The organism is Ensifer sp. NPDC090286 (assembly GCF_044769565.1).
Taxonomy (GTDB): Bacteria; Pseudomonadota; Alphaproteobacteria; order Rhizobiales; family Rhizobiaceae; genus Ensifer.
In genome coordinates, this window is record NZ_JBIVYF010000001.1 from 1,810,397 (window position 1) to 1,834,275 (window position 23,879).

The 23,879-nt window shown below is 63.0% G+C and carries 22 protein-coding genes; 11 read left to right on the forward strand and 11 right to left on the reverse strand.

Going from position 1 to position 23,879, the window contains the following annotated elements; translation table 11 throughout:
* The first annotated feature begins 17 nt into the window (after positions 1-17).
* On the forward strand, positions 18-935 hold the full coding sequence (locus ACIQUG_RS09155; protein WP_402319957.1) for a sugar kinase: 918 nt from the start codon (positions 18-20) through the stop codon (positions 933-935).
* 255 nt (positions 936-1,190) lie between these two features.
* Here ACIQUG_RS09155 and der read toward each other — a convergent pair whose 3' ends face one another.
* On the reverse strand, positions 1,191-2,621 hold the full coding sequence (der, locus tag ACIQUG_RS09160) for a ribosome biogenesis GTPase Der (RefSeq protein WP_402319960.1): 1,431 nt from the start codon (positions 2,619-2,621) through the stop codon (positions 1,191-1,193).
* Here der and ACIQUG_RS09165 point away from each other — a divergent pair.
* On the forward strand, positions 2,602-2,898 hold the full coding sequence (locus ACIQUG_RS09165; RefSeq protein ID WP_402319963.1) for a hypothetical protein: 297 nt from the start codon (positions 2,602-2,604) through the stop codon (positions 2,896-2,898). The genes der and ACIQUG_RS09165 overlap by 20 nt on opposite strands.
* Positions 2,899-3,006: 108 nt before the next feature.
* Here the strand turns inward: ACIQUG_RS09165 and ACIQUG_RS09170 are convergent, their stop codons facing one another.
* The 3 genes from ACIQUG_RS09170 to ACIQUG_RS09180 form a co-directional block, all read right to left on the reverse strand.
* Positions 3,007-3,675 carry a tetratricopeptide repeat protein gene (locus ACIQUG_RS09170; RefSeq protein ID WP_043623817.1) on the reverse strand — a complete coding sequence of 223 codons (669 nt, stop codon included), beginning with the start codon at positions 3,673-3,675 and terminating at the stop codon, positions 3,007-3,009.
* Positions 3,676-3,960: 285 nt separating this feature from the next.
* Positions 3,961-4,548: an NnrU family protein gene (locus ACIQUG_RS09175; RefSeq protein ID WP_402319966.1), complete on the reverse strand. Its 588-nt coding sequence runs from the start codon at positions 4,546-4,548 to the stop codon at positions 3,961-3,963.
* Between the two features lie 33 nt (positions 4,549-4,581).
* Positions 4,582-4,773 (reverse strand): hypothetical protein, encoded by a 192-nt coding sequence (locus ACIQUG_RS09180; RefSeq protein ID WP_402319970.1) that lies wholly within the window; start codon positions 4,771-4,773, stop codon positions 4,582-4,584.
* Between ACIQUG_RS09180 and ACIQUG_RS09185 the strand changes: the two genes are divergently transcribed.
* Positions 4,772-5,779: a polysaccharide deacetylase gene (locus ACIQUG_RS09185; protein ID WP_402319973.1), complete on the forward strand. Its 1,008-nt coding sequence runs from the start codon at positions 4,772-4,774 to the stop codon at positions 5,777-5,779. The genes ACIQUG_RS09180 and ACIQUG_RS09185 overlap by 2 nt on opposite strands.
* 22 nt (positions 5,780-5,801) lie before the next feature.
* On the opposite strand, the gene sbmA is transcribed toward ACIQUG_RS09185, so the two are convergent.
* The 5 genes from sbmA to ACIQUG_RS09210 all read right to left on the reverse strand — a co-directional run bounded on the left by sbmA (position 5,802) and on the right by ACIQUG_RS09210 (position 11,351).
* Positions 5,802-7,061 (reverse strand): peptide antibiotic transporter SbmA, encoded by a 1,260-nt coding sequence (sbmA, locus tag ACIQUG_RS09190; protein ID WP_402320645.1) that lies wholly within the window; start codon positions 7,059-7,061, stop codon positions 5,802-5,804.
* 167 nt (positions 7,062-7,228) lie between these two features.
* Positions 7,229-8,428, reverse strand: a complete 1,200-nt coding sequence (locus ACIQUG_RS09195; RefSeq protein ID WP_402319976.1) for an MFS transporter — start codon at positions 8,426-8,428, stop codon at positions 7,229-7,231.
* Between the two features lie 214 nt (positions 8,429-8,642).
* A complete protein-coding gene (map, locus tag ACIQUG_RS09200) occupies positions 8,643-9,392 on the reverse strand; it encodes a type I methionyl aminopeptidase (RefSeq protein ID WP_402319979.1) in 750 nt (249 codons plus the stop codon).
* A 99-nt stretch (positions 9,393-9,491) separates the two neighbouring features.
* Positions 9,492-10,550 carry an LLM class flavin-dependent oxidoreductase gene (locus ACIQUG_RS09205; protein ID WP_402319982.1) on the reverse strand — a complete coding sequence of 353 codons (1,059 nt, stop codon included), beginning with the start codon at positions 10,548-10,550 and terminating at the stop codon, positions 9,492-9,494.
* Between the two features lie 105 nt (positions 10,551-10,655).
* On the reverse strand, positions 10,656-11,351 hold the full coding sequence (locus ACIQUG_RS09210; RefSeq protein WP_402319985.1) for a TetR/AcrR family transcriptional regulator: 696 nt from the start codon (positions 11,349-11,351) through the stop codon (positions 10,656-10,658).
* Positions 11,352-11,548: 197 nt separating this feature from the next.
* Here ACIQUG_RS09210 and ACIQUG_RS09215 point away from each other — a divergent pair, with 197 nt between their 5' ends.
* Entirely contained in the window at positions 11,549-12,037 is a 489-nt protein-coding gene (locus ACIQUG_RS09215) for a RidA family protein (protein WP_402319988.1), read from the forward strand.
* An 82-nt stretch (positions 12,038-12,119) separates the two neighbouring features.
* Here ACIQUG_RS09215 and glpK read toward each other — a convergent pair whose 3' ends face one another.
* A complete protein-coding gene (gene glpK / locus ACIQUG_RS09220) occupies positions 12,120-13,607 on the reverse strand; it encodes a glycerol kinase GlpK (RefSeq protein ID WP_402319991.1) in 1,488 nt (495 codons plus the stop codon).
* 256 nt (positions 13,608-13,863) lie between these two features.
* Here glpK and ACIQUG_RS09225 point away from each other — a divergent pair, with 256 nt between their 5' ends.
* The 3 genes from ACIQUG_RS09225 (at position 13,864) to xdhB (ending at position 18,609) form a co-directional block, all read left to right on the forward strand.
* Entirely contained in the window at positions 13,864-14,640 is a 777-nt protein-coding gene (locus ACIQUG_RS09225) for a 3-hydroxybutyrate dehydrogenase (RefSeq protein WP_402319994.1), read from the forward strand.
* A gap of 154 nt (positions 14,641-14,794) precedes the next feature.
* Positions 14,795-16,270, forward strand: coding sequence for a xanthine dehydrogenase small subunit (xdhA, locus tag ACIQUG_RS09230; RefSeq protein WP_402319997.1), 1,476 nt, complete (start codon positions 14,795-14,797; stop codon positions 16,268-16,270).
* A gap of 2 nt (positions 16,271-16,272) precedes the next feature.
* Positions 16,273-18,609, forward strand: a complete 2,337-nt coding sequence (gene xdhB, locus ACIQUG_RS09235) for a xanthine dehydrogenase molybdopterin binding subunit (RefSeq protein WP_402320000.1) — start codon at positions 16,273-16,275, stop codon at positions 18,607-18,609.
* Between the two features lie 18 nt (positions 18,610-18,627).
* Here the strand turns inward: xdhB and ACIQUG_RS09240 are convergent, their stop codons facing one another.
* On the reverse strand, positions 18,628-18,966 hold the full coding sequence (locus tag ACIQUG_RS09240; protein WP_402320003.1) for a hypothetical protein: 339 nt from the start codon (positions 18,964-18,966) through the stop codon (positions 18,628-18,630).
* A 12-nt stretch (positions 18,967-18,978) separates the two neighbouring features.
* Here ACIQUG_RS09240 and ACIQUG_RS09245 point away from each other — a divergent pair, with 12 nt between their 5' ends.
* The 4 genes from ACIQUG_RS09245 to ACIQUG_RS09260 all read left to right on the forward strand — a co-directional run bounded on the left by ACIQUG_RS09245 (position 18,979) and on the right by ACIQUG_RS09260 (position 23,769).
* Positions 18,979-19,893 (forward strand): LysR substrate-binding domain-containing protein, encoded by a 915-nt coding sequence (locus ACIQUG_RS09245; RefSeq protein ID WP_402320006.1) that lies wholly within the window; start codon positions 18,979-18,981, stop codon positions 19,891-19,893.
* Between the two features lie 72 nt (positions 19,894-19,965).
* A complete protein-coding gene (gene puuD / locus ACIQUG_RS09250; protein ID WP_402320009.1) occupies positions 19,966-21,204 on the forward strand; it encodes a urate hydroxylase PuuD in 1,239 nt (412 codons plus the stop codon).
* Complete coding sequence (gene guaD / locus ACIQUG_RS09255) at positions 21,201-22,517, forward strand: guanine deaminase (protein ID WP_402320012.1); 1,317 nt, start codon at positions 21,201-21,203, stop codon at positions 22,515-22,517. The genes puuD and guaD overlap by 4 nt, the downstream gene beginning before the upstream one ends.
* Before the next feature lie 115 nt (positions 22,518-22,632).
* Positions 22,633-23,769: an L-lactate dehydrogenase gene (locus ACIQUG_RS09260; RefSeq protein ID WP_402320015.1), complete on the forward strand. Its 1,137-nt coding sequence runs from the start codon at positions 22,633-22,635 to the stop codon at positions 23,767-23,769.
* Positions 23,770-23,879: the final 110 nt, after the last annotated feature.

Sequence of the window (23,879 nt, forward strand, 5' to 3'; positions counted from 1 at the left end):
GTGTGAGGAGGAAAGACGTGGCCGGTAAGATGCTTGCAATCGGGGAATGCATGGTCGAACTCATGCAGGCGGAAGGCGGGCTCCTGCGCAAGGGCTATGCCGGCGACACCTTCAACGCCGCCTATTATGCGCGGCTGTTTATGCCTGCTGACTGGACCGTCGCCTATTGCTCCGCCGTCGGCACCGACACGGTCTCCGACGAGATGCTGGCTTTCATGGCGGAGAAACAGATCGACACGTCTGCCGTCCGCCGCATCGAGAACCGCTCAGCCGGCCTCTACATGATCCATCTGAAGGACGGCGAGCGCAGCTTCTCCTACTGGCGCTCGCACTCGGCAGCAAAGCTGCTTGCCGAGGATGCCGAGCACCTCAGACGCGCGATCGAAAGCTCCGACCTCATCCTCTTCTCCGGCATTACGCTGGCGATCCTTGCCCCCGATGCGGTGGAAACGCTGCTGTCGGAACTGCGCCGCGCCAAGGCCTCGGGCAAAACGGTGGTCTTCGACCCGAACATTCGCCCGCGTCTCTGGGACGATGCGGAGCGCATGCGCCGCACGCTGACCGACGGTGCCCGCGCCGCCACCCTGGTGATGCCGAGCTTCGACGACGAGATCACCCATTTCGGCGATGCTTCGATCGAAGCGACGATTGCCCGCTACAAGAGCCTTGGCGACGCAAATATCGTGGTGAAGGATGGCGAAAAGGGCGTGACGCTCGCCTTTGGCGACGCCCCGGTTGAACATGTGCCGGCAACCCCGGTCGAGCGCGTCGTCGATACCACCAGCGCCGGCGACAGCTTCAACGGCGCCTTCGTCTCCCGCCTGGTGGCGGGCGACAAACCAGCCCGAGCCGCTGCCTTTGCGGCAAGCGTTGCTGCCGGCGTCATCGGACATCACGGTGCGCTGGTCCCCAGGGAAAAGCTGCCTGCGGCTTAAGTGACGCCGCGTTTTCCGAAAAGAGCTTTGCGCCCGCCAAAATCTCCGTCATTCCTGTGCCTGTCACAGGAATCTAGCCAGCCCAAGTCCTTGGGCTGACAGGCTTTTCTGACCCGACGGACGTCGGGTCGCTGGATCCCCGCCACAAGGGCGAGGATGAGGGAGAATGAGGTTACCCTCCCGCTAGAGAACCTTAGCCTTATTCAAGGTTTGCAGGCAGTCTTCCTGCCGCCTGAGCGGCATGGTCGATTTCTCTCAGCGGCGCTTCTTCGCCTTGGATTCGTACGGGTTGTCGCCCGAACGGAAGTGCATGCGGATCGGCACGCCCGGCAGGTCGAAATCGTTGCGCAGACCGTTGATCAGGTAGCGCACGTAGGATTCCGGCAGCGCGTCGGGGCGGGTGCAGGAGATCATGAAGCCCGGCGGACGGGCCTTCACCTGGGTCATGTACTTGAGTTTCAGGCGGCGACCGGACACGGCCGGTGGCGGATGCTGGATCGTCTGCGATTCCAGCCAGCGGTTGAGCCGCGCGGTCGAAATGCGACGGTTCCAGGTCTTGTCGGTCTCGATGATCGCCTGCATCAGCCGGTCGAGGCCATAGCCGGTGTGGCCGGAAATCGGCACGGCACGGATGCCGCGCGCCTGCGGCAGCAGCCGCTCGGTCTTTTCGCGAAGATCGGCAAGCACCGTCTGCCAGTCCTCGACGAGGTCCCACTTGTTGAAAGCGAGCACCGCCGCCCGGCCTTCGCGCAGGACAAGGTCGACGATCTGCAGGTCCTGCTTCTCGAAGGGAATGGTGGCGTCGAAGACGATGACAACCGTTTCGGCAAAGCGAATGGCGCGCAACGCATCGGCGACCGAGAGCTTTTCGAGCTTTTCCTGAACCTTCGCCTTGCGGCGCATGCCGGCGGTGTCGAACATCTTGATGGTGCGGCCGCGCCATTCCCATTCGACGGAAATGGAATCGCGGGTGATGCCGGCTTCCGGGCCGGTCAGGAGACGGTCTTCGCCGAGGAAACGATTGATCAGCGTCGACTTGCCGGCGTTCGGACGGCCGACGATCGCCACGCGTAGCGGCTTGGTCTCGTCATAGGCCTCGGCCTCTTCCTCTTCACCATCTTCGTCCTTGAACGTCGGGCGCAGGTCGATATCGGTTTCGGCGACGTCGTCTTCCGGCGGGTAGGCCCGGTCTTCGCCGATCGCAGCGACGATCGCATCGCGCAGATCGAGCATGCCCTGGCCGTGCTCGGCCGAAATCGGGCAAGGCTCGCCAAGGCCGAGCGTGAACGCATCGTAGAAGCCGCCGTCCGAACCGCGCGCTTCCGATTTGTTGGCGACCAGCACCACCGGCTTGCCGCGACGGCGCAGCATTTCGGCAAGCGTCTCGTCGGCCGGCGTCAGGCCGCCCTTGGCGTCCACCAGGAACAGCGACAGGTCGGCTTCGTCGATCGCGGCCTCGGTCTGCGCCCACATGCGCCCCTGCAGCGTGTCGGGTCCGGATTGCTCGAGACCGGCCGTATCGATGATGCGGAAGCGCAGATCGATCAGCTTGGCATCGCCCGGGCGACGGTCGCGGGTGACACCCGGCGTGTCGTCGACGAGCGCCAGCTTCTTGCCGACCAGACGGTTGAACAAGGTGGACTTGCCGACATTGGGACGCCCGACGATGGCGACGGTGAAGCTCATGGATCTATCCGTTTCCGCTTGGAGCGCCGCTGCCAACAAGGCGTCTGCGCTCATAATTCGTTCTCTGCCGCATCCGGCAGCGACAGTTCCAGCCGGAACTGTTCCGATTGTACTCGGCAATCCCGAACGCAAAACCGCTTACGCGCTTCTGCTGGAACTGCCTGTGTGTCTTTCGCAGTTCCGGACGCAAAACCGCTGCGCACTTTTGCTGGAACTGCTTTGTCTTTCGCAGTTCCGGACGCAAAACCGCTGCGCACTTTTGCTGGAACTGCTTTAAACGCTTTAGCGCACAATCCCAAGGTCGAGACCGACATCGGGATCATGCGCTGATTCGAAAGGGTCTTGCACCCTGTGCCCATCCCGTCGGGGATAGGCTGCTGTTGTCTTAGGCCTTGCCGCTCGCGGCGATCACGTCGAGCAGCATCTGGGCGCGACCGGTGACGTTACGCGGGCTCTGCGCATCGTCGACGATCTGCTGGAACCAGGTCTTCGCCTTGGCGTAGTCGCCGGACTTGTAGGCCGCGAGACCAAGAGCCTCACGCGCCGAGTGGCGCATGTTGTTCTGCGGCGTTGCAAGCTGCTCGACCTCGGCCGAAACCTGGTCGTAGCTGCCGGTATCGACCAGCAGATAGGCTGCACGCAGGCGCGCTGCCTCCTGAATAGCCGTCGGAACGCTCCCGTCCTTGCCGATGGCGGAGAACGCCTTGGCGGCCGCGTCGGTCTCGCCCTTCTGCGCCTGCAGCGTGGCAGCGCGCAGACGCGCCAGCACCGGATAGGCACCGTAGCCGTCCTTCTCCAGCGTGTTCAAGGCGGTGAGCGCCTCGTCCGTCTTGTTTTCCTTGGCGAGGTTGAGCGCCTGCAAGAACGCATCGCCCGACTTCGAGGAGGCGCCATCCTGCCAGTAGTCGAAGCCGACCTTGCCGATGGTGCCGAGAACGATGAGCACGGCGATCGCCACGATGACGCCGCCGAAGCGGGCCCAGATGCTCTTCATCTGGTCGGAACGCAGTTCCTCATTGACCTCGCGGATAAAGCTGTCGTCTTGGTTCGCCATCTATTGCCCCGGCCTTGCCTGCACACTGGCCCGCCGCGCCAACGGTCTGATGACGATCGGCGGAACGGACACTCTCAAACTGTTCGAGCATGCACGACGGGTCCTTTGCCGCACCCGCCACACTCTCATGGATTTTGCGCCTTCTACCCGATTTTGCGGCGCTTGTAAGGGGGCCGACGCGATTTAGAGCGCCGATGGCCGGCACGAGGCCGCCTCCGTCGCTCTAAATTTTCCGTTACTGCAGTTCCCGGCGCAAAGCGCTGCGCATTTTTGCCGGAAATTGCGTCAGCCCATGACGACCGGCGCGACGCCGATCAACCATTCGTGCAACTTCCAGACGAAGAGCACGTAGGCGACAAGCCCGATGATGACGGCGAGCACGTCGTTGGTGGCCGACTTGAACACCGGCAGCACGCGTTCGCCTGCCCGCTCGCGGCGTTTCAGCGAGATACGCAGGATCACCGCCCAGGCGAGGAACGAGCCGAACAGCAGGACGGAGGACGTCTCGCCATTGGCGAGCAGATGCGCCAGCGCCCAGATCTTGATCGAAAGCACCTGCGGGTGCTTGACCGCGACTGCGATGCGCCCCGCCGGGAGGAAGCCGGCAGCAAGAAAGATGAACGCAAAGAGCATCAGCAGCAGCGCGATGTGGCGCATGAACACCGGCGGATCGTAGAGCATGCCCGTTTCGCTGCGGGCCTGGCCGAAGCCATAGATGATCAGACAGAGGCCGATGAGGCTGAGGATGGCATAGATCCCCATCCAGGTGCCCTTGCCGCGGCTCTCGATGACGCCGGCGCGGAAACCGGGCGCGACGACGCGGATGAGATGCAGGCCGAGAAAAAGAATGATGCCGAGAACGAGTATCGCCATGGGGCCACCGCTTTGTTCGAGTATCGGGCAAGCTCAGCGCCGCGCGTCGGAAAAGACGGGAGCAGGCCGCTGTAGCGCTTTGATTTCCAGTATCTTCGGTTCCCGGACCGATTCCGCCCAGGTTGTTATGGAGTAGCCTTGATGGCGCGTTTTTTCCAGACCGATCAAAGGATTGCCGCATTTTCGAACCATTTGCGACAAAACCAAAACAGTGCAGTTGATCATGATCCGTATTCCGCTTGCCCTCTCGCTCGCCCTTCTTCCCGCTCTTGCCAGGGCCGAGCCGGCGTCGCCTGCCACAGCGCCCGCCGGCGACAAGCAGCTGGTGATCGTCTCGTTCGACGGCGCGCATGACAACGCGCTTTGGGAAAAGAGCCTGGCGATGGCCAAGCGCACCGGCGCGCATTTCACCTATTTCCTCTCCTGCACCTTCCTGATGACGCGCGCGGACGGCAAGACGCTTTACAAGCCGCCGGGCCAGAAGGCGGGCCGCTCGAATGTCGGCTTCGCCCAGAGCCGCGAGGAGATCGCGGCGCGCGCCGGTCATATCTGGCAGGCCCATCTCGACGGTCACGATATCGCCAGCCACGCCTGCGGCCACTTCGACGGCAAGGGCTGGAGCAAGGCCGACTGGGAAAGCGAGTTTTCGACGTTCGACACGGCGCTCAAGGACGCCTGGAAGAAGGCCGGCACACCCGAGGCCGAGCCTCAGGGCTGGGCGGATTTCGCCAAGGCCGGCGTCAAAGGCTTCCGCGCGCCCTATCTTTCGCTGAGCGATGGCCTGGTGCCGGCGCTGAAGGAGCGAGGCTTTACCTATGACGCGAGCCTGGTGACCAAGGGCCCGGGCTGGCCGTCGGAGAAGGATGGTCTGCCGCGCTTCGGCCTGCCGCTGATCCCCGAAGGGCCGTCGCAGCGCCCGGTCATCGGCATGGACTACAATCTCTTCGTCCGCCACTCCATGGGCGTCGAGAACAAGAAGGACAGCGCCCGCTTCGAGGAGCGCACCTACGAGGCCTACAAGAAAGCCTTCGACCGCGAATATACCGGCGACCGCATCCCGCTACAGCTCGGTTTCCATTTCGTCGAAATGAACGGCGGCGCCTACTGGCGTGCGCTCGACCGCCTGCTGAGCGAAGTCTGCGGCAAGGCCGACGTCGCCTGCGTCAGCTACGCCCAGGCGTTGCCGCTCATCGAGCAGGCAAAAAAGAAGGCGGGTCGCTCCGCCTTCTGATTTTCGTTCCCGTCGATCCAGCTCAGGCGAGCTCTTCATCGCCACCGACGGCGATGTATTTTTGATCGATGTGCGGCAGCGGTTCGTCGTCTATCGCGGCCTCGAAGGCGCGAAGGCGCTTGTAGATCGACAGCAGCTCGACAATAGTTGTCCAGGAGTTGACCAGAAACTGAAATGAGCCTCGCACCTGCTCGAAGACATTCTGGATCTGCCCCATGACCCCAAGCGTTAGCTTGCCAGCGACAATCGACGGCACGAGGACGAAGGTGCCGAACAGGTTGTCGGCCTGCAGATAGAAAATCCTGGCAATGTTAAAATACATGTAGTGGAAGTATAGACGAAAGTAGTTTCGCCGCACGTTTTCGAAGAGCTCGGCAAGCGTCAGTGGATCGGCGCGCTCTTCATGGTCTTCGCCATAGACCAGCTCCTTTCGATAGGCGGCCTCTACTCGCTGATTGCGGAATTCAAGACCGGGAAGCTTGATACCGACAAGGGCCAGGAAGAAGGTTCCGAAAACTGACCAGAAGATTGCAGCCCATACCAGAGCGTGCGGAATTTCGCCAATGAAGGGCAGTTCAGTCACCTTCTCCGAAAACTCAAACAGCACTGGCAGGAACGCGATCAGCGTCATTACAGAGCTAACAAGTCCCACGCCGAGCCGCTCGACGGTCGTCGAAAAGCGCATCGTGTCTTCCTGAACACGCTGGGATGCGCCCTCGATATGACGCAGCTTCTGCCAGTGGGAAATGTAGAATTCGTTCATCGCCGTGCGCCAGCGGAAAATGTAGTGGCTGACAAAAAACAGATTGAGCACACCGACAGTGATCGCCACGAACGCGATGCCGGCAAAGCCGATCATACCCATATACAGCTGCTCGGCTGTCACAGGCGCAGTTCTGGCTAGCGCTTGCTGGATCGTATCGTAGAAAGGCCCATACCAGGCGTTGATTGCAACACTCACCTGAACCGAGAAATATGTGTTGAAGATGATCAGCGCCGAGCCAAGAACCGACCAGTTTTGCCAGCGATGAGGGCTGTAGAGGAACCAGAATGCAGAGAAGATGGCGACGACGATTGCATAGTAGACGTAGAACCACAGAAACGCCTGAGACCAGAAAACCGAGACGCCAATCACTGGCTTCTCACCCGGGGGCAGTGGTGGCAGTCCTATGTATGCGCCAAGATCGCTCGCCCCACCATACCAGGCAAGAATAGCAAGAAGCGTCCAGACCGTGGCGGATATGAAGAAAACCTTCGGTTTCGGGAAAAATGATAGGAACAAGTGCTGCACTCTCGTTTCGGAGGAGGCGAACAACTCACCTCTCGAAGCGCCGAAACTAGGGCAAAGCGCCGTCGCCAACAATCGGATAATATAAACGTTACTGTTATTTCATCCGGTCTGCCGCCCGTATTGCACGGATGTTTTTTGAGGGCTGCCAGGGCCGCTGGCTAGCCCCTCAACGCCTGCGAAATCCGCTTCAGCTCGACGACAATGACGCCGCCGCAGAGGAAGAGGACGGCGGCCGCAATCAGGGTCGGCGCGGCGAAGCTGCCCGTGCGCTCAGCAAGCCAGCCGGCCACCAGAGGGCCAATGATCTGGCCGATGCCGAATGCGGCCGTCATCAGGGCCAGAGCCTTGCGCGGGCTTTCGGGCGCCAGCTTCCGGCCGATCTGCAGGCCATAGGCAGTGATCATCATGAATGTTGCGCCAAGCATCAGGCCGCCGGCAAGCGGGGCATAGGGCAAAGGCAGGCTGACCGTCAGCACCAGCCCGACCGCCTCGACCAGCAGGCCGATCGCGTAGACACCGGCAAGACCGAAGCGCGGCACGGCAAAGCGCCAGAGAAAGACGGAGAGCGCTGCGGCAAGCCCCGTCAAAAGCCAGGCGAGAAATTCGATGCTGTGGCCGCCGCTCGGATCGCGCGCCATGGTGACGAGGAAGGTGGCAGTGATCACATAGCCGAAGCCGAAGAGCGCATAGGTGAAGGTCACCACCGTCAGCGGCCGCGTCCAGCGCAGCGGCTTTTCGCGCACCGGACCTGAACCGGAAGAAGGAACGCCAGGCAGAAGTGCGGCAACGACGATCGTCCCGACCAGCCCGACCAGCGCGCCAGTGAACCAGTCGCCCATGGAGGTCGTCAGGCCGGCGTGCCCCGCAAGCGGGTTCGCCCAGACGCAAAGCGAGGAAAACGCGATGCCGAGGCCGACGCCGCCAAAGTGGACGGCGGGCACGTTTTCCGACCGTGCAAGCACGCCATGACCGAGCACGATGCCGGAGATGAAGATCATCGCAAAGGCGCTGGCAAGACCGGCGAGAAAGCGGATCAGCGCCAGCACGACAACGGAGGACGACAGCCCCATGGCCGCCAGCAACGCTGTCGTGGCCACGAGCGACAAGAGCCCGATCCGCCGCTCGTGCCCATGCGCCCAGCCGTAGGCGGCAAGAATGGCGCCGGCGAGGTAGCCGACGAAATTGGCCGAAGCGATCAAACCGGCATCGCCGGGCGACAAGCCGAGATCCGCCATCATCGACGGCAGGATCGGCGTGTAGGAGAAACGCCCAAACCCCATGGCGACGGCCATGGCGATGGCGCCGGCGGCTGCCGTGGCGGCGATGTTGGTCTGCAGCGGTCTGTCGAGCGTGGTCATATCAGTTTATTGCGCCGCAACACGGCAGACCACAAACGACAATAATTGAAGGACCTATTGAAGAAATCGAACGATCGCCGATTTCAATGGCTTAGACCAATCGCCGGAAAGGTAAGATGCGCGGCGTCACGGCGGCAGATCATGCACAGCAGCGGTGGAGCAAAAAATCGTCTGGAGGACGACGGAGGCCGTAGGCCGCCGCCGTATCCCTGGTTCAGCCCGGCAGCGTCACCACCAACGGCCCGCCGCGGGTGACCACGACCGTGTGCTCGTACTGCACCGTCGGCGCGCGCGGATCGCTGTAGAGCGTCCAGTCGTCGTTGCCGCCTTCGGCCCATTGTGCGCCCATCGACAGGAACGGCTCGACCGTAAACACCATGCCGTCGGTCATCCGGCGGCGCTCCTTGGGATCGGGCCAGGTGGCGATCTCGGTCGGCTCTTCGTGCAGCGAGCGGCCGATGCCGTGGCTGGCGAGATTGGTGACCAGCGAGTAGCGGTTCTTGCGGGCGAAGTCGCCGATCGCGTTGCCGATGGCCGCCAGCGGCTGGTCCGGGCGCACCTGCTTCAGGCCGACCCACATCGCCCGCTTGCCGTCGCGGCACAGCCGGTCGATCGCGGCGGTGACCGGCGGCACCGGGAACGAGGCTCCGGTGTCTGCGAAGATGCCGTCTTTTTCGGCTGACACGTCGATGTTGACCAGATCGCCCGCCTTGATCACCCGACCGCCGGGAATGCCGTGGGCGATTTCCTCGTTGACGCTGATGCAGGTGGCGCCGGGGAAATTGTAGCAGAGCTCCGGCGCCGAGCGTGCGCCGGCCTCTTCCAGCACCTTGCGGCCGATGGCATCGAGCTCCGCCGTGGTGATGCCGGGCTCGAGCGCCTCGCCCATCGCGTGCAGGGCATTGGCGCAGATGCGGCCGATTTCCTTCAGCCGCAGCAGATCTTCTTCGTTGTTGAGGGTCATCCGTTTCTCGCTTTCGCGCTCACATGTAGCGTGTCGCCAGGCGTTATGCCAGCGCCGAGCGGAATGACCGGCAACCGGGCACAAGACCCGGCGTTCCGGTCAGACGGCGGCCGGGGCCGCCGCCTTCTCTTCCGCCACGGCCTTGCGCACCAGCGGCGCCACCTTCGTGCCGTAGAGCTCGATGCCGCGCATGATCTGGTCGTGCGGCATTGGCCCGATCGCCATCTGCAGCAAGAAGCGATCGTTGCGGAACAGCTTCCAGTTCTCGACGATCTTTTCGGCCACCGTTTCGGGATCGCCGAGGAAGAGATTGCCGCTGGGGCTGCGCGCCTGGTCGAAATGCGCCCGGTTGGTCGGTCCCCAGCCGCGCTCGCGGCCGATGCGATTCATCACCTCCGCCTGCGGACCGTAGAACTGGTCGGCAGCAAGATCGGTCGTATCGGCGATGAAGCCGTGCACGTTGATGCTGGTCTTCAGCTTTGCCGGATCCTGGCCGGCCCGCCGCGCGGCCTCGCGATAGAGATCGAAGAGTGGCGCAAACCGGCGGGGTTCGCCACCGATGATGGCAAGCGCCACCGGCAGGCCAAGCGCCCCGGCGCGCGCCACCGACTGCGGCGTGCCGCCGACGGCGATCCAGAGCGGCAGTTCCTGCTGCAGGGGCCGCGGATAGACGCCGCGATCATGGATTGCCGGCCGCATCTCACCCGCCCACGAGACCTTCTCGCTTTCGCGCAGCGCCATCAGCAGGTCGAGCTTCTCGGCAAAGAGCTGGTCGTAGTCGTCGAGCGACTGGCCGAAGAGCGGGAAGGATTCGATGAACGACCCGCGACCGGCCATGACTTCGGCGCGGCCGCCCGAGATCAGGTCCAGCGTCGAAAACTGCTGGAAGACCCGCACGGGATCGTCCGAACTCAACACCGTGACGGCACTGGTCAGCCGGATGGTCTTCGTCCGGGCGGCGGCAGCGGCCAGGATGACCGCCGGCGCAGAGGCCGCATAGTCGGGGCGGTGATGTTCGCCGAGCCCGAAGACGTCGAGTCCGACCTGATCGGCAAGCTCGATCTCTTCGAGAAGGTTGCTGAGGCGGCGCTGCCCTTCCCTGCCCTTGTCATCGGCGTTCGGATCGACATCCGCGAATGTGTAAAGCCCGAGTTCCATGGTGCCTGTCCTTTTTCTGTTTGCACAACAGATAGTTGGCGCGCGCGGGAGCAGCAAATGCGCATCCGGGAAACACAGTGTTTCCCGGATGAACACCAATGGACGTCAGCGGCGCGACAGACCGTCGAGCAGAATGTCGAGACCTTTCCGGAACGTGCCGTCCCAGTCGTTGTCGAGCAGCAGGCGCGTGCGCTCGATGGTCGGATAGCGTTCGCTGAGCACCGAGAGGCGCTGTTGTCCCGCAGTCTGGTCGGCGTCCGAAAGCGCGAAGCTCGCCCGGGTGACGGTGGCGCCGAGCACGTAGTTCCACAGCGACCAGATCGCGACGTTCATGCTGGCATCGGCAACGCCGGCGCCCGACAGAGCCTTGCTCATGGTTTCCAGGCGGGCGAGGATGTTCGGGCCGAGCGCCCGGCGCGGCAACAGCGATGCCGACCAGGGATGGCGCAACATGATTGCACGCCAGTCTTCGAGCATGTGAACCACATCGCTACGCCAATCCTCTGGCTCGGTCTTTTGCGGGGCTTCGCGGTAGGCAAACACCGCATCGAGCGCCAGATCGAACACCTCTTCCTTGTTGCTGACATGCCAATAGAGGCTCATGACGCCGGCACCGAGACTGTCGGCAAGGCGGCGCATCTTCAACCCGTCGATCCCCTCGGTGTCCAGCAGGTCCACCGCCGTTGCGACGATGCGGTCCAGAGACAGCGACGGTTCGCCGCCCGGCTTCCGCCCGGCTTCAGCTGCCGCCTCCACCCGTTGGGAGCGCTTGCCTTGCCCGCCGTTCCCTTTCCCCGCCATGCATCTTCCTTGCTGATTGAAACACCGATTTACGCTGACAACACGCTGGATGTCGATCCTGAACGATTGACTCGTACGGCGTACGATGTAAATCAATCGTACACCGTACGAGTCAATATCAAAGAGCGACGGCGAAAGGTCAAACCTGCGGGTCTGCAAGCCGCGTCGCGCACAGATCTCGGAGACGAGAGAACATCATGTCACACGCAATCAGACATCTCATGATCGGAGGATTCATCATCATGACCACAGGCGTTTCCACCCTGGCGACAGCAAGCGAGCAGGCGACGAAGCTGACGATCGTCAATCCGAAAAACCTCTACGACCCGACGCCGCATGGCTACAGCACCGCGGTAATTGCGCCTGCCGGGGCCCGCGTGGCCTACATTTCAGGACAGGGCGGCCAGGACAGCACCGGCGGCCTGTCTCCCGACTTCGCGGTGCAGGTCAAGCAGGCCTATGCCAATCTGGGTGCAGCGCTCGAGGGCCTTGGCGCAAGGCCGGACCAGGTCGCCAAGCTCACCATCTTCGTGGTCGACCACGACATGTCGAAGCTTGAGGTCCTGACCAGCAGCGTCAAGGCGATGTTCGGAACAACCCTGCCGGCACAGACCCTCGTTCCGGTGCCCAAGCTGGCGGTCGCCGGCATGCTGTTCGAGGTGGAAGCGGTCGCAGTCATCGACTGACGAGCGCCGCCCATCGGATCGGAAAGCAAATCACGGTTCGGGAGAGCTGGACGCCGCGCGAAATCCGCGGCCGTCCGGCCTCTCAACTCAGCGTGCGCTTGACCGCGTTGCGCCAGCCCTTGAGCTTCGTCTTGCGCGTCTTTTCGTCCATGGCAGGCTCGAAGCGGCGGTCGCGTGCCCAGGACTTGGCGAAGTCTTCCTGCTTCGGCCAGACGCCGGCGCGGCTGCCGGCAAGCCAGGCGACGCCGAGCGCGGTCGTTTCGAGGATGACGGGCCGGTCGACCGGCGCGTCGAGCAGGTCGGACAACCGCTGCATCGTCCAGTCGGAGGCAACCATGCCGCCATCGACGCGCAGCACCGTCTCCTTGCCGTTGTTGCGCCAATCCTTGTGCATGGCTTCAAGCAGGTCGCGCGTCTGGTAGCAGACGGCTTCGAGTGCCGCGCGGGCAAATTCCGCCGGGCCGGTGTTGCGGGTCATGCCGAAGATCGCGCCACGCGCATCCGGATCCCAGTGCGGCGCGCCGAGACCGGTGAAGGCGGGCACCAGATAGACCTCCTGCGTCGGATCGACGCTTGCGGCAAGCGTGCCGGTGTCGGAGGCGGCCTTGATCACCTTCAGCCCGTCGCGCAGCCATTGTACCGCGGCACCGGCAACGAAGATCGAGCCTTCGAGCGCATAGGTGGTTTCGCCATCAAGCTTGTAGGCAATGGTGGTGAGCAACCGGTTCTTCGAGCGCACCATATCCTTGCCGGTGTTGAGGAGCGCGAAGCAGCCGGTGCCATAGGTGGATTTCAGCATGCCCGGCTTGAAGCAGGCCTGGCCGATGGTCGCCGCCTGCTGGTCGCCGGCGACGCCGAGGATCGGGACTGCCGCGCCGAAGAGTGCTGGGTCGGTGACGCCGAAATCGGCGGCGCAGTCCTTGACCTCGGGCAGCATGGCACGCGGCACTTTCAGGATCTTCAGCAGTTCGTCGTCCCAGGCATTGTCGGCGATATTATAGAGCAGCGTGCGCGAGGCGTTGGTTGCGTCGGTGACGAAGGATTTGCCGCCGGTCAGCCGCCAGATGAGGAAGGTATCGATCGTGCCGAAGCAAAGCTCGCCCTTGGCGGCGCGCGCCTGCGCCCTGTCGATGTTGGTGAGCAGCCAGTTGAGCTTGGTGCCGGAGAAATAGGGATCGAGCAGCAGGCCGGTCTTCTTGGTGAAGGTTTTTTCCAGCCCCTGCTTCTTCAGCCGATCGCAATAGGAGGCGGTGCGGCGGTCCTGCCAGACGATCGCATTATGGATGGGATTGCCGGTCTCGCGATCCCAGACGACGACGGTCTCGCGCTGGTTGGTGATACCGATGCCCGAGAGGTCGCCGGCCATGATGCCGGCCTTGGCTAGCGCGTCCTCGACCGTCGAAAGCACCGTCTGCCAGATTTCCTCGGGATCGTGTTCGACCCAGCCGGATTTCGGAAAATACTGCTTGAATTCCTTGTGGCTGGCCCCGGCGATCTGCTGCTGACCGTCGAAGATGATCGCCCGGCTCGAGGTCGTACCCTGATCGATCGCGAGAATATATCCGCCCATATGCCCCTCCCCGGCCACACGCATGTTTCTTCACCCGACCTAAAGGGCGGGCTATCATTTCGAAAACTTCAATACGATGGCAAAACGAATGTCAAACGAAAACAAAACGCAACCAGGCCGCTTCGCCATCCCCCGTATCAACTCTGTCGCCGCAAGCTCAAAAACACAATTGTCAGCGCCAAGGTTTTACGCGTAGGCTGACGCTGTTGCGCCGCAACAAGTGCATTCCGCGACGCCACAAAGGGAGAGAGCAGCAATGACGAAAACAGCGGTCATCACCGGTTCGACAAGCGGCATCGGGCTTGCGATTGCCAAGGCTTTCGCCAAGGGCGGCGCCAATATCGTTCTCAACGGCTTCGGCAGCCCGGAGGACATAAAGAAGGCAACGGACGAAGTCAGCGCGCTGACGACAGCAACGGTCGTCTATCATGCCGCCGACATGACGAAGCCTGCCGAGATCGCCGACCTGATCGCCACCGCAACGACCCGCTTCGGCAGCGTCGATATCCTCGTCAACAATGCCGGCATCCAATATGTCGAGAAGGTCGAGGATTTCCCGGTCGAGCAATGGGATCGCATAATCGCGATCAACCTCTCCTCCTCCTTCCACACCATCCGCGCCGCCATCCCCGGCATGAAGGCGAAAGGCTGGGGCCGCATCATCAACATCGCCTCGGCCCACGGCCTCGTCGCTTCGCCCTTCAAGGCGGCCTATGTGGCGGCCAAACACGGCGTTCTCGGCCTGACCAAGACCGTAGCGCTGGAGGTTGCCGAGAACGGCATCACCGCCAATTCGATCTGCCCGGGCTACGTGCTGACGCCGCTCGTCGAAAAACAGATCCCCGACCAGGCGCGCACCCGCGGGATCACTGAGCAGCAGGTGATCAACGACGTGATGCTCAAGGGCCAGCCGACGAAGAAGTTCATCACCGTCGAGCAGGTCGCAGCCCTTGCCGTTTATCTCGCCGGCGACGACGCGGCCCAGATCACCGGCACGCACGTGTCGATGGACGGCGGCTGGACTGCGCAATAACGGCAGGTATCTTTAAGGATGACGGCAGCGCGGAGCGGATGCCCTCGCGCTGCCCGTATGGCGTGCAAAAGTCTGCTCGGCCCTTTGCTTTTCTGCATAACCACCTAAGATCAAAGTGATTTCAGGACGAGTGCAGCAGCAGGGAACGAGTGGCATGCCCCAGCCGAACGGATCGATCAGCTTTATCCTCAACGACCGCGAGCTCGCGATTTCCGACATCGCGCCGACGACGACGCTGCTCGATTATCTCAGGCTGGAGCGCCGGCTAACCGGCACCAAGGAGGGTTGTGCGGAAGGTGACTGTGGCGCTTGCACCGTGCTGGTCGGCAGGCTTGCGGGCGGCACGCTCGTCTACGAAAGTGTCAACGCCTGCATCCGTTTCCTCGGCTCGCTGCACGCGACCCACGTCGTCACCGTCGAACATCTGGCGGGACAGGACGGCGCGCTGCATCCGGTGCAGCAGGCGATGGTCGACTTCCACGGCTCGCAATGCGGCTTCTGCACGCCCGGTTTCGTCATGTCGCTCTATGGCCTGTGGCTTGCAAACGACGACCCCAGCCGCGCCGACATCGAAAAGGCGCTGCAGGGCAACCTCTGTCGCTGCACCGGCTACGAGCCGATCGTGCGTGCCGCGGAAGCGGCCGCAGAGGCGCGACCGTCCGAGATCTTCGATCCGATCACCCGGGAACGGCAAACGATCATTGCCCGCCTGAAGATGCTGGCGCCGGCTGAGACAATCACCGTCCGCCAGGGCGAAAACTGTCTGATCGTGCCGGCCGACGGCGATGGCCTTGCGCAAGCGCTCGCCAACAATCCGGGGGCCACGGTCGTTGCCGGTTCCACCGATGTCGGCCTCTGGGTGACCAAACAGATGCGGCCGATCAACCCGGTCATTTTCATCAACGGCATTGCCGAATTGCAAGGCATCGAAGAGGCTGAGGCGGGCCTGACCATCGGCGCCGGCGTCAGCTACACCATGGCCTATGCCGCACTCACAAAGGCGTTTCCCGCCCTCGGCCCGCTGATCAACCGCATCGGCGGCGAGCAGATACGCAACATGGGCACGATTGGCGGCAACATCGCCAACGGCTCGCCCATCGGCGACAGCCCTCCGCCGCTGATCGTTCTTGGAGCCACCGTGACACTGCGCTCCAAGGGCGGGCGCCGGACGCTGCCGCTCGAAGAATTCTTCATCGCCTATGGCAAGCAGGACCGTCAGCCCGGCGAATTCGTCGAGAGCATCTTCGTCCCGCGCCTGCCGGAAGGCGATCTCTTTGCCGCCTACAAAATCTCCAAGCGCCGCGACGAGGATATCTCCGCCCTGCTCGGCGCTTTCCGCCTGTCGGTGGAAGACGGCGTCGTCCGCGCCGCTCGCATCGCCTTCGGCGGCATGGCCGCCACGCCAAAGCGCGCAACCAATGTGGAAGCGACGCTCATCGGCAAGCCCTGGACCGAGGAGACGGTTCGCAACGCGCAAACGGCCTTTGATGCAGACTACCAGCCGCTCACCGACTGGCGGGCAACGAGCGACTATCGCATGCTGGCGGCGAAGAACCTGCTGATGCGCTTCTTCCTGGAAAGTGGCGGCGAGCCCGCACAACTGGTGCGCTTCGCTGCGGGAGACAGATGACCATGGACAAATCCACCTTCGAAGAACGCAAGGCGATCCGCGGCGAGATGCATGTCTCACAGCGCCATGACAGCGCCCACAAACACGTCTCCGGCAACGCCGACTATATCGACGACATGCCGGAGCCCACAGGCACGCTACATGGCGCGCTCGGCATGACCGACCGGGCGCATGCGGAAATCACCGCCATGGACCTTTCGGCCGTCGCTGCCATGCCGGGTGTCGTCTGCGTGCTAACCGCCAAGGACATGCCGCATTCCAACGACATCAGCCCGAGCCACCTGCACGACGAGCCGGTGCTTGCCGATGGCCTCGTGCAGTTTCATGGCCAGCCGGCCTTCGCCGTCATTGCCGAAACCCGCGACATCGCCCGCCGCGCGGCACGGCTGGCGAAGATCACCTATCGCGACCTGCCGCATTTCACCGACATTCTCGACGCCGTCGCCCACGGCGGCGAACTGGTCACGCAGCCGCTGACCCTGCAGCGCGGCGACGCCGAAGCCGAGCTCGAAAAAGCGCCGCGCCGGATCAAAGGGCAAATGCGCATCGGCGGCCAGGAGCATTTCTACCTCGAAGGGCATATCGCCCTTGCCATCCCCGGCGAGGACGACGAGGTCACGGTCTGGTCGTCGACCCAGCATCCGAGCGAGATCCAGCACATGGTCTCGCATGTGCTCGGCGTACCTTCCAATGCAGTGACGGTGAACGTGCGCCGCATGGGCGGCGGCTTCGGCGGCAAGGAAACGCAGGGCAACCAGTTCGCAGCCCTTGCGGCGGTCGCGGCGAAGAAGCTCAATCGCGCCGTCAAGTTCCGCCCTGATCGGGACGAGGACATGACGGCGACCGGCAAGCGCCACGACTTCCTCGTCGACTACGATGTCGGCTTCGACGACGACGGCCGCATTCACGCGGTCCATGCCAATTACGCCGCCCGCTGTGGCTACTCATCGGATCTGTCTGGCCCGGTCACCGACCGTGCGCTGTTCCACGCGGATAGCTCCTATTTCTATCCGCATGTGAAGCTCACCTCGCAGCCGCTGAAGACCAACACCGTCTCCAACACCGCCTATCGCGGCTTCGGCGGCCCGCAAGGCATGGTCGGCGGCGAACGCATCATCGAGGAGATCGCCTACCAGCTCGGCAAGGATCCGCTCGAAATCCGCAAGCTGAACTTTTATGGCGACAAGGGCTCCGGCCGCGATGTGACCCCCTATCACCAGCAGGTCGAAGACAACATCATCGCGCAGATCGTCGCCGAACTGGAAGAGAGCGCCGACTATCAGGCACGCCGCCAGGCGATCCTCGACTTCAACCGGAATAGCCGCGTCATCCGCAAGGGCATCGCGCTGACGCCGGTGAAGTTCGGCATCTCCTTCACGTTGACCGCCTTCAACCAGGCCGGCGCTCTCGTCCACATCTACCAGGACGGCTCGATCCACCTGAACCATGGCGGCACCGAGATGGGCCAGGGCCTCTATATCAAGGTCGCCCAAGTGATCGCCGACAGTTTCCAGGTCGATCTCGACCGGGTGCGCATCACGGCAACGACCACAGGCAAGGTGCCGAATACGTCGGCGACCGCCGCCTCCTCGGGCTCCGATCTCAACGGCATGGCGGCGTTCGACGCCGCGCGCCAGATCAAGGAGCGCCTCATCAGCTTCGCCTGCGAACGCTGGCAGACGACGCCCGAGAATGTCAGTTTCGTCGCCAACCACGTGAAGATCGGCGCAGAGCTGATCCCCTTCCCGGAATTCATCAAGCAGGCCTATATGGGCCGCATCCAGCTTTCGGCGGCCGGCTATTACAAGACGCCGAAGATCCATTGGGACCGCGCCAGCGGTCGCGGCACGCCGTTCTACTATTTCGCCTATGGCGCCTCGGTTTCGGAGGTATCGATCGACACGCTGACCGGCGAATACATGGTCGACCGCGTCGACGTGCTGCACGATGTCGGCCGCTCGCTCAATCCGGCGATCGACATCGGCCAGATCGAGGGCGGCTTCGTGCAGGGCATGGGCTGGCTGACGACCGAAGAACTCTGGTGGGACGACAAGGGCCGGCTTCGCACCCACGCCCCCTCCACCTACAAGATCCCGCTCGCCTCCGACCGGCCGAAGATCTTCAACGTCAAGCTTGCCGAATGGTCTGCCAATGCCGAGAAGACCATCGGCCGCTCCAAGGCGGTGGGAGAGCCGCCCTTCATGCTGCCGATCTCGGTGCTGGAGGCGCTGTCGATGGCGGTGGCGAGTGTCGCGGATTATCGCGAGTGCCCGCGCCTCGACGCCCCGGCAACACCGGAGCGTGTGCTGATGGCCGTCGAGCGCCTTCGGCAAGCCTGACGGCCATCGTCGTCAACGTTAAAACCGCGGCATTTCATCGACGCTGAAAAGGCGGCGAGAGGCAGCCATTGCCTCTTCGTCATCTCCATAGGGGCCGCGGCCATCCATGAAACCCATGTCTCTCTTGATATGATCAGGGAGCGCGTTGACGTCCAGCGTCGGCTTGGCGGCAACAAGTCTGCCGAACAGGCCGGCTACAAGCCGGGTGACCGGCTCGAACGAAAGAAATGGTTTTCTTTCAGTATGTTCGTAAGTGTCGCAAGTCATTTCAGCACCTGTTTCATCTTGGGAAGTTGACTTGAAGGATGCCGTGAAGGAGGATCGAAATCCAATCGAACATCCGTCTGCATGCATCAAGAGAACTTATCCATGAAGATGTCGAAGCAGTTTCCGCTGAATGCGCTCAGGGTCTTCGAAGCGGTCGCAAGGCTCGGCAGCTTCACCAAGGCCGGCGAAGAGCTGGGCATGACCCAGACGGCCGTCAGCTACCAGGTAAAGTTGATCGAGGAGAATGTCGGCGAGCCGCTGTTCCTGCGACGCCCGCGCCAGATCTCGCTGACGGAAGTCGGCCAGCGCATGGCGCCGCGCGTCACCGAGGCCTTCGAGATGCTGCAGGAAGCGGTTTCGAATGCCCGCGGCGATATCGACAGCGCGCTGTTGATCAGCTCGACGCCGACCTTCGCCTCGCAATGGCTCGCCCGCAATATCGGCAGCTTCCAGCTCGCCCATCCGAACATCGCCGTCCGGCTGACGACCAGCGACTCGCTCACCGATTTTACCCGCGAGCCGGCCGACCTCGCCATTCGCTCAGGCGCCGGCGTCTGGCCCGGCCTCGACACCCATCCGCTGATGCGGGTGGAATTCAGCCCGATGCTGAGCCCGGCGCTTGCCGCCACCATCGGCGGCGTGCATGAGCCGCGAGACCTCTTGAAGCTTCGCATCATCGATCCCGGTGACCCCTGGTGGCCGATGTGGTTCAAGGCTGCCGGTGTCAAGGATCCCGATCTCGAGGGACGGCCGCACAGCCGCCTCGGCGCGCAATCCTTCGAGGCGCGCGCCGCCATCGCCGGCCAGGGCGTGGCGATCCTGACACCGGAATTCTACCCCGATGACGTGGCGCTCGGCCGCCTCTACCAGCCCTTCGAACTGCGCTGCAGCGACGGCTGCGATTATTGGCTCGCCTATCCGCACGCCCGCCGCAACACGCCAAAGATCCGGATTTTCCGCGACTGGATCCTCGGCGAACTTTGCGCGCCGAACTTCCTGCAAGCAAATAGCGCTTGAGGAGCGCGCAAGCCCCTTTTCCCCTCCGCGGTTTATGCGCAAAGTGAGGCAACGGAGACAAAGGGGATCTGAATGTACGAGTTCGCCATCGCCTGGGAATGGCTGGCCTTTGCCGTGCGCTGGTTGCACGTCATCACCGCCATCGCCTGGATCGGCTCATCCTTCTATTTCATCGCGCTCGACCTCGGTCTGGTAAAGCGCGATCACCTGCCCGTCGGCGCCTATGGCGAGGAATGGCAGGTCCATGGCGGCGGCTTCTACCACATCCAGAAATACCTGGTGGCGCCGGCCTCGATGCCCGAGCATCTCACCTGGTTCAAATGGGAATCCTACGTGACGTGGCTCTCGGGCTTCGCCATGCTCTGTGTCGTCTACTATGGCGGCGCCGATCTCTTCCTGATCGACCGGCACGTGCTCGACATCTCGGCAACCACCGCGATCCTGATTTCGCTCGCCTCGCTCGGCATCGGCTGGCTGTTTTACGATCTGCTCTGCAAGTCGCCGATCGGCAAGAACACCTGGGGGCTGATGGCGCTGCTCTATGTGGCACTCGTCGTCATGGCCTGGGGTTACACCCAGGTCTTCACCGGCCGTGCCGCCTTCCTGCATCTGGGCGCGTTTACCGCCACGATCATGTCGGCCAATGTGTTCTTCATCATCATTCCCAACCAGAAGATCGTCGTCGCCGACCTGATCGCCGGCCGCACGCCGGATCCGAAGCTCGGCGCCCAGGCCAAGCAGCGTTCGCTGCACAACAACTACCTGACGCTGCCGGTCATCTTCTTCATGCTGTCGAACCACTACCCGCTGGCGTTTGCCACGGCATTCAACTGGATCATCGCAGCCCTCGTCTTCCTGATGGGCGTTACCATCCGCCACTGGTTCAACACCACCCACGCCCGCAAGGGCCGGCCGACCTGGACCTGGCTTGTCACCGCGCTGATCTTCATCCTGATCATGTGGCTCTCGACCGTGCCGAAGGTCCTGACCGGCGGCGAGAAGGCTGACGTGGCACCGGTCTTCAAGCGCTTCGCCGCTAACGCGCATTTTCCCGCCGTCAAGGACACGGTCTCGACCCGCTGTTCCATGTGCCATGCCGCCGAACCGGTTTATGAGGGCATCACCCAGGCGCCGAAGGGTGTGATGCTGGAAAGCGACGCAGAGATTGCCGCCCATGCCCGCGAAATCTATATCCAGGCCGGGCGCAGCCACGCGATGCCGCCCGGCAACGTGACAGACATGACGACGGATGAGCGCCAGCTGCTGGCAGCCTGGTTTGAAAGCGCCGTCGAGGAAGGCAAGACACAATGACGACCACCCTCATCCGCGGCCGATTGCTGAGCTTTCACCGCGCGCCGACGTCGATCGACGACAGCGCCGCCTACAGCTACGAAAGCGACGGCGCTTTGCTGGTTGCGGGTGGGCAGATCGTCGCGAGCGGCGCTTACGCCGCGGTGAAGGCCGGCGCTCCACAGGATGTGGCGGAAATCGATCACCGCCCGCACCTGATCGTGCCCGGCTTCATCGACACGCACCTGCATTTCCCGCAGATGCAGGTGATGGCGTCCTATGCCGCCAACTTGCTTGAATGGCTCAACACCTACACCTTCCCGGAGGAATGCCGGTTCGTCGAGAGCGCCCATGCGGAGCGCATCGCGACGCGCTTCTTCGACGAGATGGTGCGCCACGGCACGACAACGGCGACGGCCTATTGCTCCGTGCACAAGGCGTCGGCCGATGCCTTCTTCGCCGAGGCGCTCCGCCGCGACATGCGCATGATCGCCGGCAAAGTGATGATGGACCGCAACGCCCCGCAAGGACTGCTGGACACGCCTCAGATGGGCTACGACGAAACCCGCGCGGTTATCCGCGACTGGCACGGCAAGGGCCGCAACCACGTCGCCATCACCCCGCGCTTTGCCATCACCTCGACGCCCGAGCAGATGGAGGTCGCGAAATCGCTGGTGCGTGAATTCCCCGACCTGCACGTGCAGACCCACCTTTCGGAAAACCGCGACGAGATCGCCTTTACCTGCGAACTTTTTCCGGAAGCCAAGGACTACACCGACGTCTACGCCCGCTACGGCCTGCTCGGACCAAAGAGCCTGTTCGGCCACTGCATCCATCTGTCGGAGCGCGAGGCGGACGTCATGAGCGAAACTGGCTCGGTCGCCGTCTTCTGCCCAACCTCCAATCTCTTCCTCGGTTCCGGCCTCTTCCCGCTGCGCGCGCTCAGCAGGCGTGACAAGCCGGTGCGCACCTCGGTCGCCTCCGATATCGGCGGCGGCACCAGCTATTCGATGCTGAAGACGCTCGACGAGGCCTACAAGATCCTGCAGTTGCAGGGCGAGCGGCTGAACCCCTTCGACAGCTTCTTCATGATGACCCGCGGCAATGCCGAGGCGCTGTCGCTGGTCGACAAGATCGGCACGCTTGAGGCTGACACCGACGCCGACTTCATCGTGCTCGACATGGCAGCCACACCGGCCATGGCGCTTCGGGCCGAAGTGGTCAACTCTCTGTCAGACGAACTCTTCCTGCTCCAGACGATGGGCGACGACCGGTCGATCGTCGAAACTTACGTGGCCGGCAAGCCGGCGAAATCGGCGCTCGCCGCCGCCTGATCGACCTGACGCAGAGAGGTCAAGAAAATTGACCTCTCTGCGTTCTGCCTATTAACAAGCCTCCGGCAAACATGGTAATGGCTCGTTCCATCTCCGTTGGACGAAGGCCGTTCCCATGACGCAAATCCTCGAAATCAGCGATCTCAAGGCGCTCGCCAAGCGCCGGGTGCCGAAACTCTTCTTCGACTACGCCGACAGCGGCGCCTGGACCGAAGGCACCTATCGCGCCAACGAGGAGGATTTCGCCAAGGTGAAGCTGCGCCAGCGCGTGCTGGTCGATATGACCGACCGCTCGCTCGAAACGACGATGATCGGGCAGAAGGTGTCGATGCCCGTGGCGCTGGCGCCTACCGGCCTCACCGGCATGCAGCACGCCGACGGCGAGATGCTGGCAGCCCAGGCGGCGGAAGCCTTCGGCGTGCCCTTCACGCTCTCGACCATGAGCATCTGCTCGATCGAGGACGTCGCCTCGGTCACGACCAAACCCTTCTGGTTCCAGCTCTACGTCATGCGCGAACGCGAATTCGTGCTCAACCTCATCGACCGCGCCAAGGCGGCGAAATGCTCGGCACTGGTGCTGACACTCGACCTGCAGATTCTCGGCCAGCGCCACAAGGACCTGCGCAACGGCCTGTCCGCTCCGCCGAAGATGACGCCAAAGCACCTCTGGCAGATGGCCACACGTCCCGGCTGGTGCATGAAGATGCTCGGCACCAAGCGCCGCACCTTCCGCAACATCGTCGGCCACGCGAAAAGCGTCACCGACCTCTCGTCGCTCGGCGCCTGGACGGCGGAACAGTTCGATCCGCAGCTGTCCTGGAAGGATGTCGCCTGGATCAAGGAACGCTGGGGCGGGCCGCTGATCCTCAAGGGCATCCTCGACCCGGAAGACGCCAAGATGGCAGCCGCCACCGGTGCCGACGCGATCATCGTCTCCAACCATGGCGGCCGGCAACTCGACGGCGCCCACTCCTCCATCAGCATGCTGCCGCGCATCGTCGATGCCGTCGGCCACCAGATCGAGGTGCATGTCGACGGCGGCATCCGCTCCGGCCAGGACGTGCTGAAGGCTGTCGCTATGGGCGCCAAGGGCACCTATATCGGCCGCCCCTTCCTCTATGGCCTCGGCGCCATGGGCAAGGACGGTGTGACCAAGGCGCTGGAGATCATCCGCAAGGAGATGGACATCACCATGGCCCTCTGCGGCAAGCGCGACATCAACGACGTCGATCGCAGCATCCTGGCGGAATAGGCCCAGCATCGGCCAGTCCCGCCCTCATTCCTGTGCTTGTCACAGGAATCCAGCAGCCCAAGTCCTTGGGCGGAAAGGCTCTTTCGACCCGACAGACGTCGGGTTACTGG

What these genes read in the sequence shown, in the direction of transcription:
- xdhA (WP_402319997.1), top strand. Translation starts at nt 14,795, where the DNA reads ATGCCCCAGCCGAACGGATCGATCAGCTTTATCCTCAACGACCGCGAG.
- xdhB (WP_402320000.1), top strand. Translation starts at nt 16,273, where the DNA reads ATGGACAAATCCACCTTCGAAGAACGCAAGGCGATCCGCGGCGAGATG.
- ACIQUG_RS09180 (WP_402319970.1), bottom strand. Translation starts at nt 4,773, where the DNA reads ATGATCAACTGCACTGTTTTGGTTTTGTCGCAAATGGTTCGAAAATGC.
- guaD (WP_402320012.1), top strand. Translation starts at nt 21,201, where the DNA reads ATGACGACCACCCTCATCCGCGGCCGATTGCTGAGCTTTCACCGCGCG.
- ACIQUG_RS09165 (WP_402319963.1), top strand. Translation starts at nt 2,602, where the DNA reads ATGGCGACGGTGAAGCTCATGGATCTATCCGTTTCCGCTTGGAGCGCC.
- ACIQUG_RS09210 (WP_402319985.1), bottom strand. Translation starts at nt 11,351, where the DNA reads ATGGCGGGGAAAGGGAACGGCGGGCAAGGCAAGCGCTCCCAACGGGTG.
- ACIQUG_RS09225 (WP_402319994.1), top strand. Translation starts at nt 13,864, where the DNA reads ATGACGAAAACAGCGGTCATCACCGGTTCGACAAGCGGCATCGGGCTT.
- map (WP_402319979.1), bottom strand. Translation starts at nt 9,392, where the DNA reads ATGACCCTCAACAACGAAGAAGATCTGCTGCGGCTGAAGGAAATCGGC.
- ACIQUG_RS09205 (WP_402319982.1), bottom strand. Translation starts at nt 10,550, where the DNA reads ATGGAACTCGGGCTTTACACATTCGCGGATGTCGATCCGAACGCCGAT.
- ACIQUG_RS09170 (WP_043623817.1), bottom strand. Translation starts at nt 3,675, where the DNA reads ATGGCGAACCAAGACGACAGCTTTATCCGCGAGGTCAATGAGGAACTG.
- puuD (WP_402320009.1), top strand. Translation starts at nt 19,966, where the DNA reads ATGTACGAGTTCGCCATCGCCTGGGAATGGCTGGCCTTTGCCGTGCGC.
- ACIQUG_RS09185 (WP_402319973.1), top strand. Translation starts at nt 4,772, where the DNA reads ATGATCCGTATTCCGCTTGCCCTCTCGCTCGCCCTTCTTCCCGCTCTT.
- glpK (WP_402319991.1), bottom strand. Translation starts at nt 13,607, where the DNA reads ATGGGCGGATATATTCTCGCGATCGATCAGGGTACGACCTCGAGCCGG.
- ACIQUG_RS09175 (WP_402319966.1), bottom strand. Translation starts at nt 4,548, where the DNA reads ATGGCGATACTCGTTCTCGGCATCATTCTTTTTCTCGGCCTGCATCTC.
- ACIQUG_RS09195 (WP_402319976.1), bottom strand. Translation starts at nt 8,428, where the DNA reads ATGACCACGCTCGACAGACCGCTGCAGACCAACATCGCCGCCACGGCA.
- ACIQUG_RS09215 (WP_402319988.1), top strand. Translation starts at nt 11,549, where the DNA reads ATGTCACACGCAATCAGACATCTCATGATCGGAGGATTCATCATCATG.
- ACIQUG_RS09245 (WP_402320006.1), top strand. Translation starts at nt 18,979, where the DNA reads ATGAAGATGTCGAAGCAGTTTCCGCTGAATGCGCTCAGGGTCTTCGAA.
- ACIQUG_RS09260 (WP_402320015.1), top strand. Translation starts at nt 22,633, where the DNA reads ATGACGCAAATCCTCGAAATCAGCGATCTCAAGGCGCTCGCCAAGCGC.
- der (WP_402319960.1), bottom strand. Translation starts at nt 2,621, where the DNA reads ATGAGCTTCACCGTCGCCATCGTCGGGCGTCCCAATGTCGGCAAGTCC.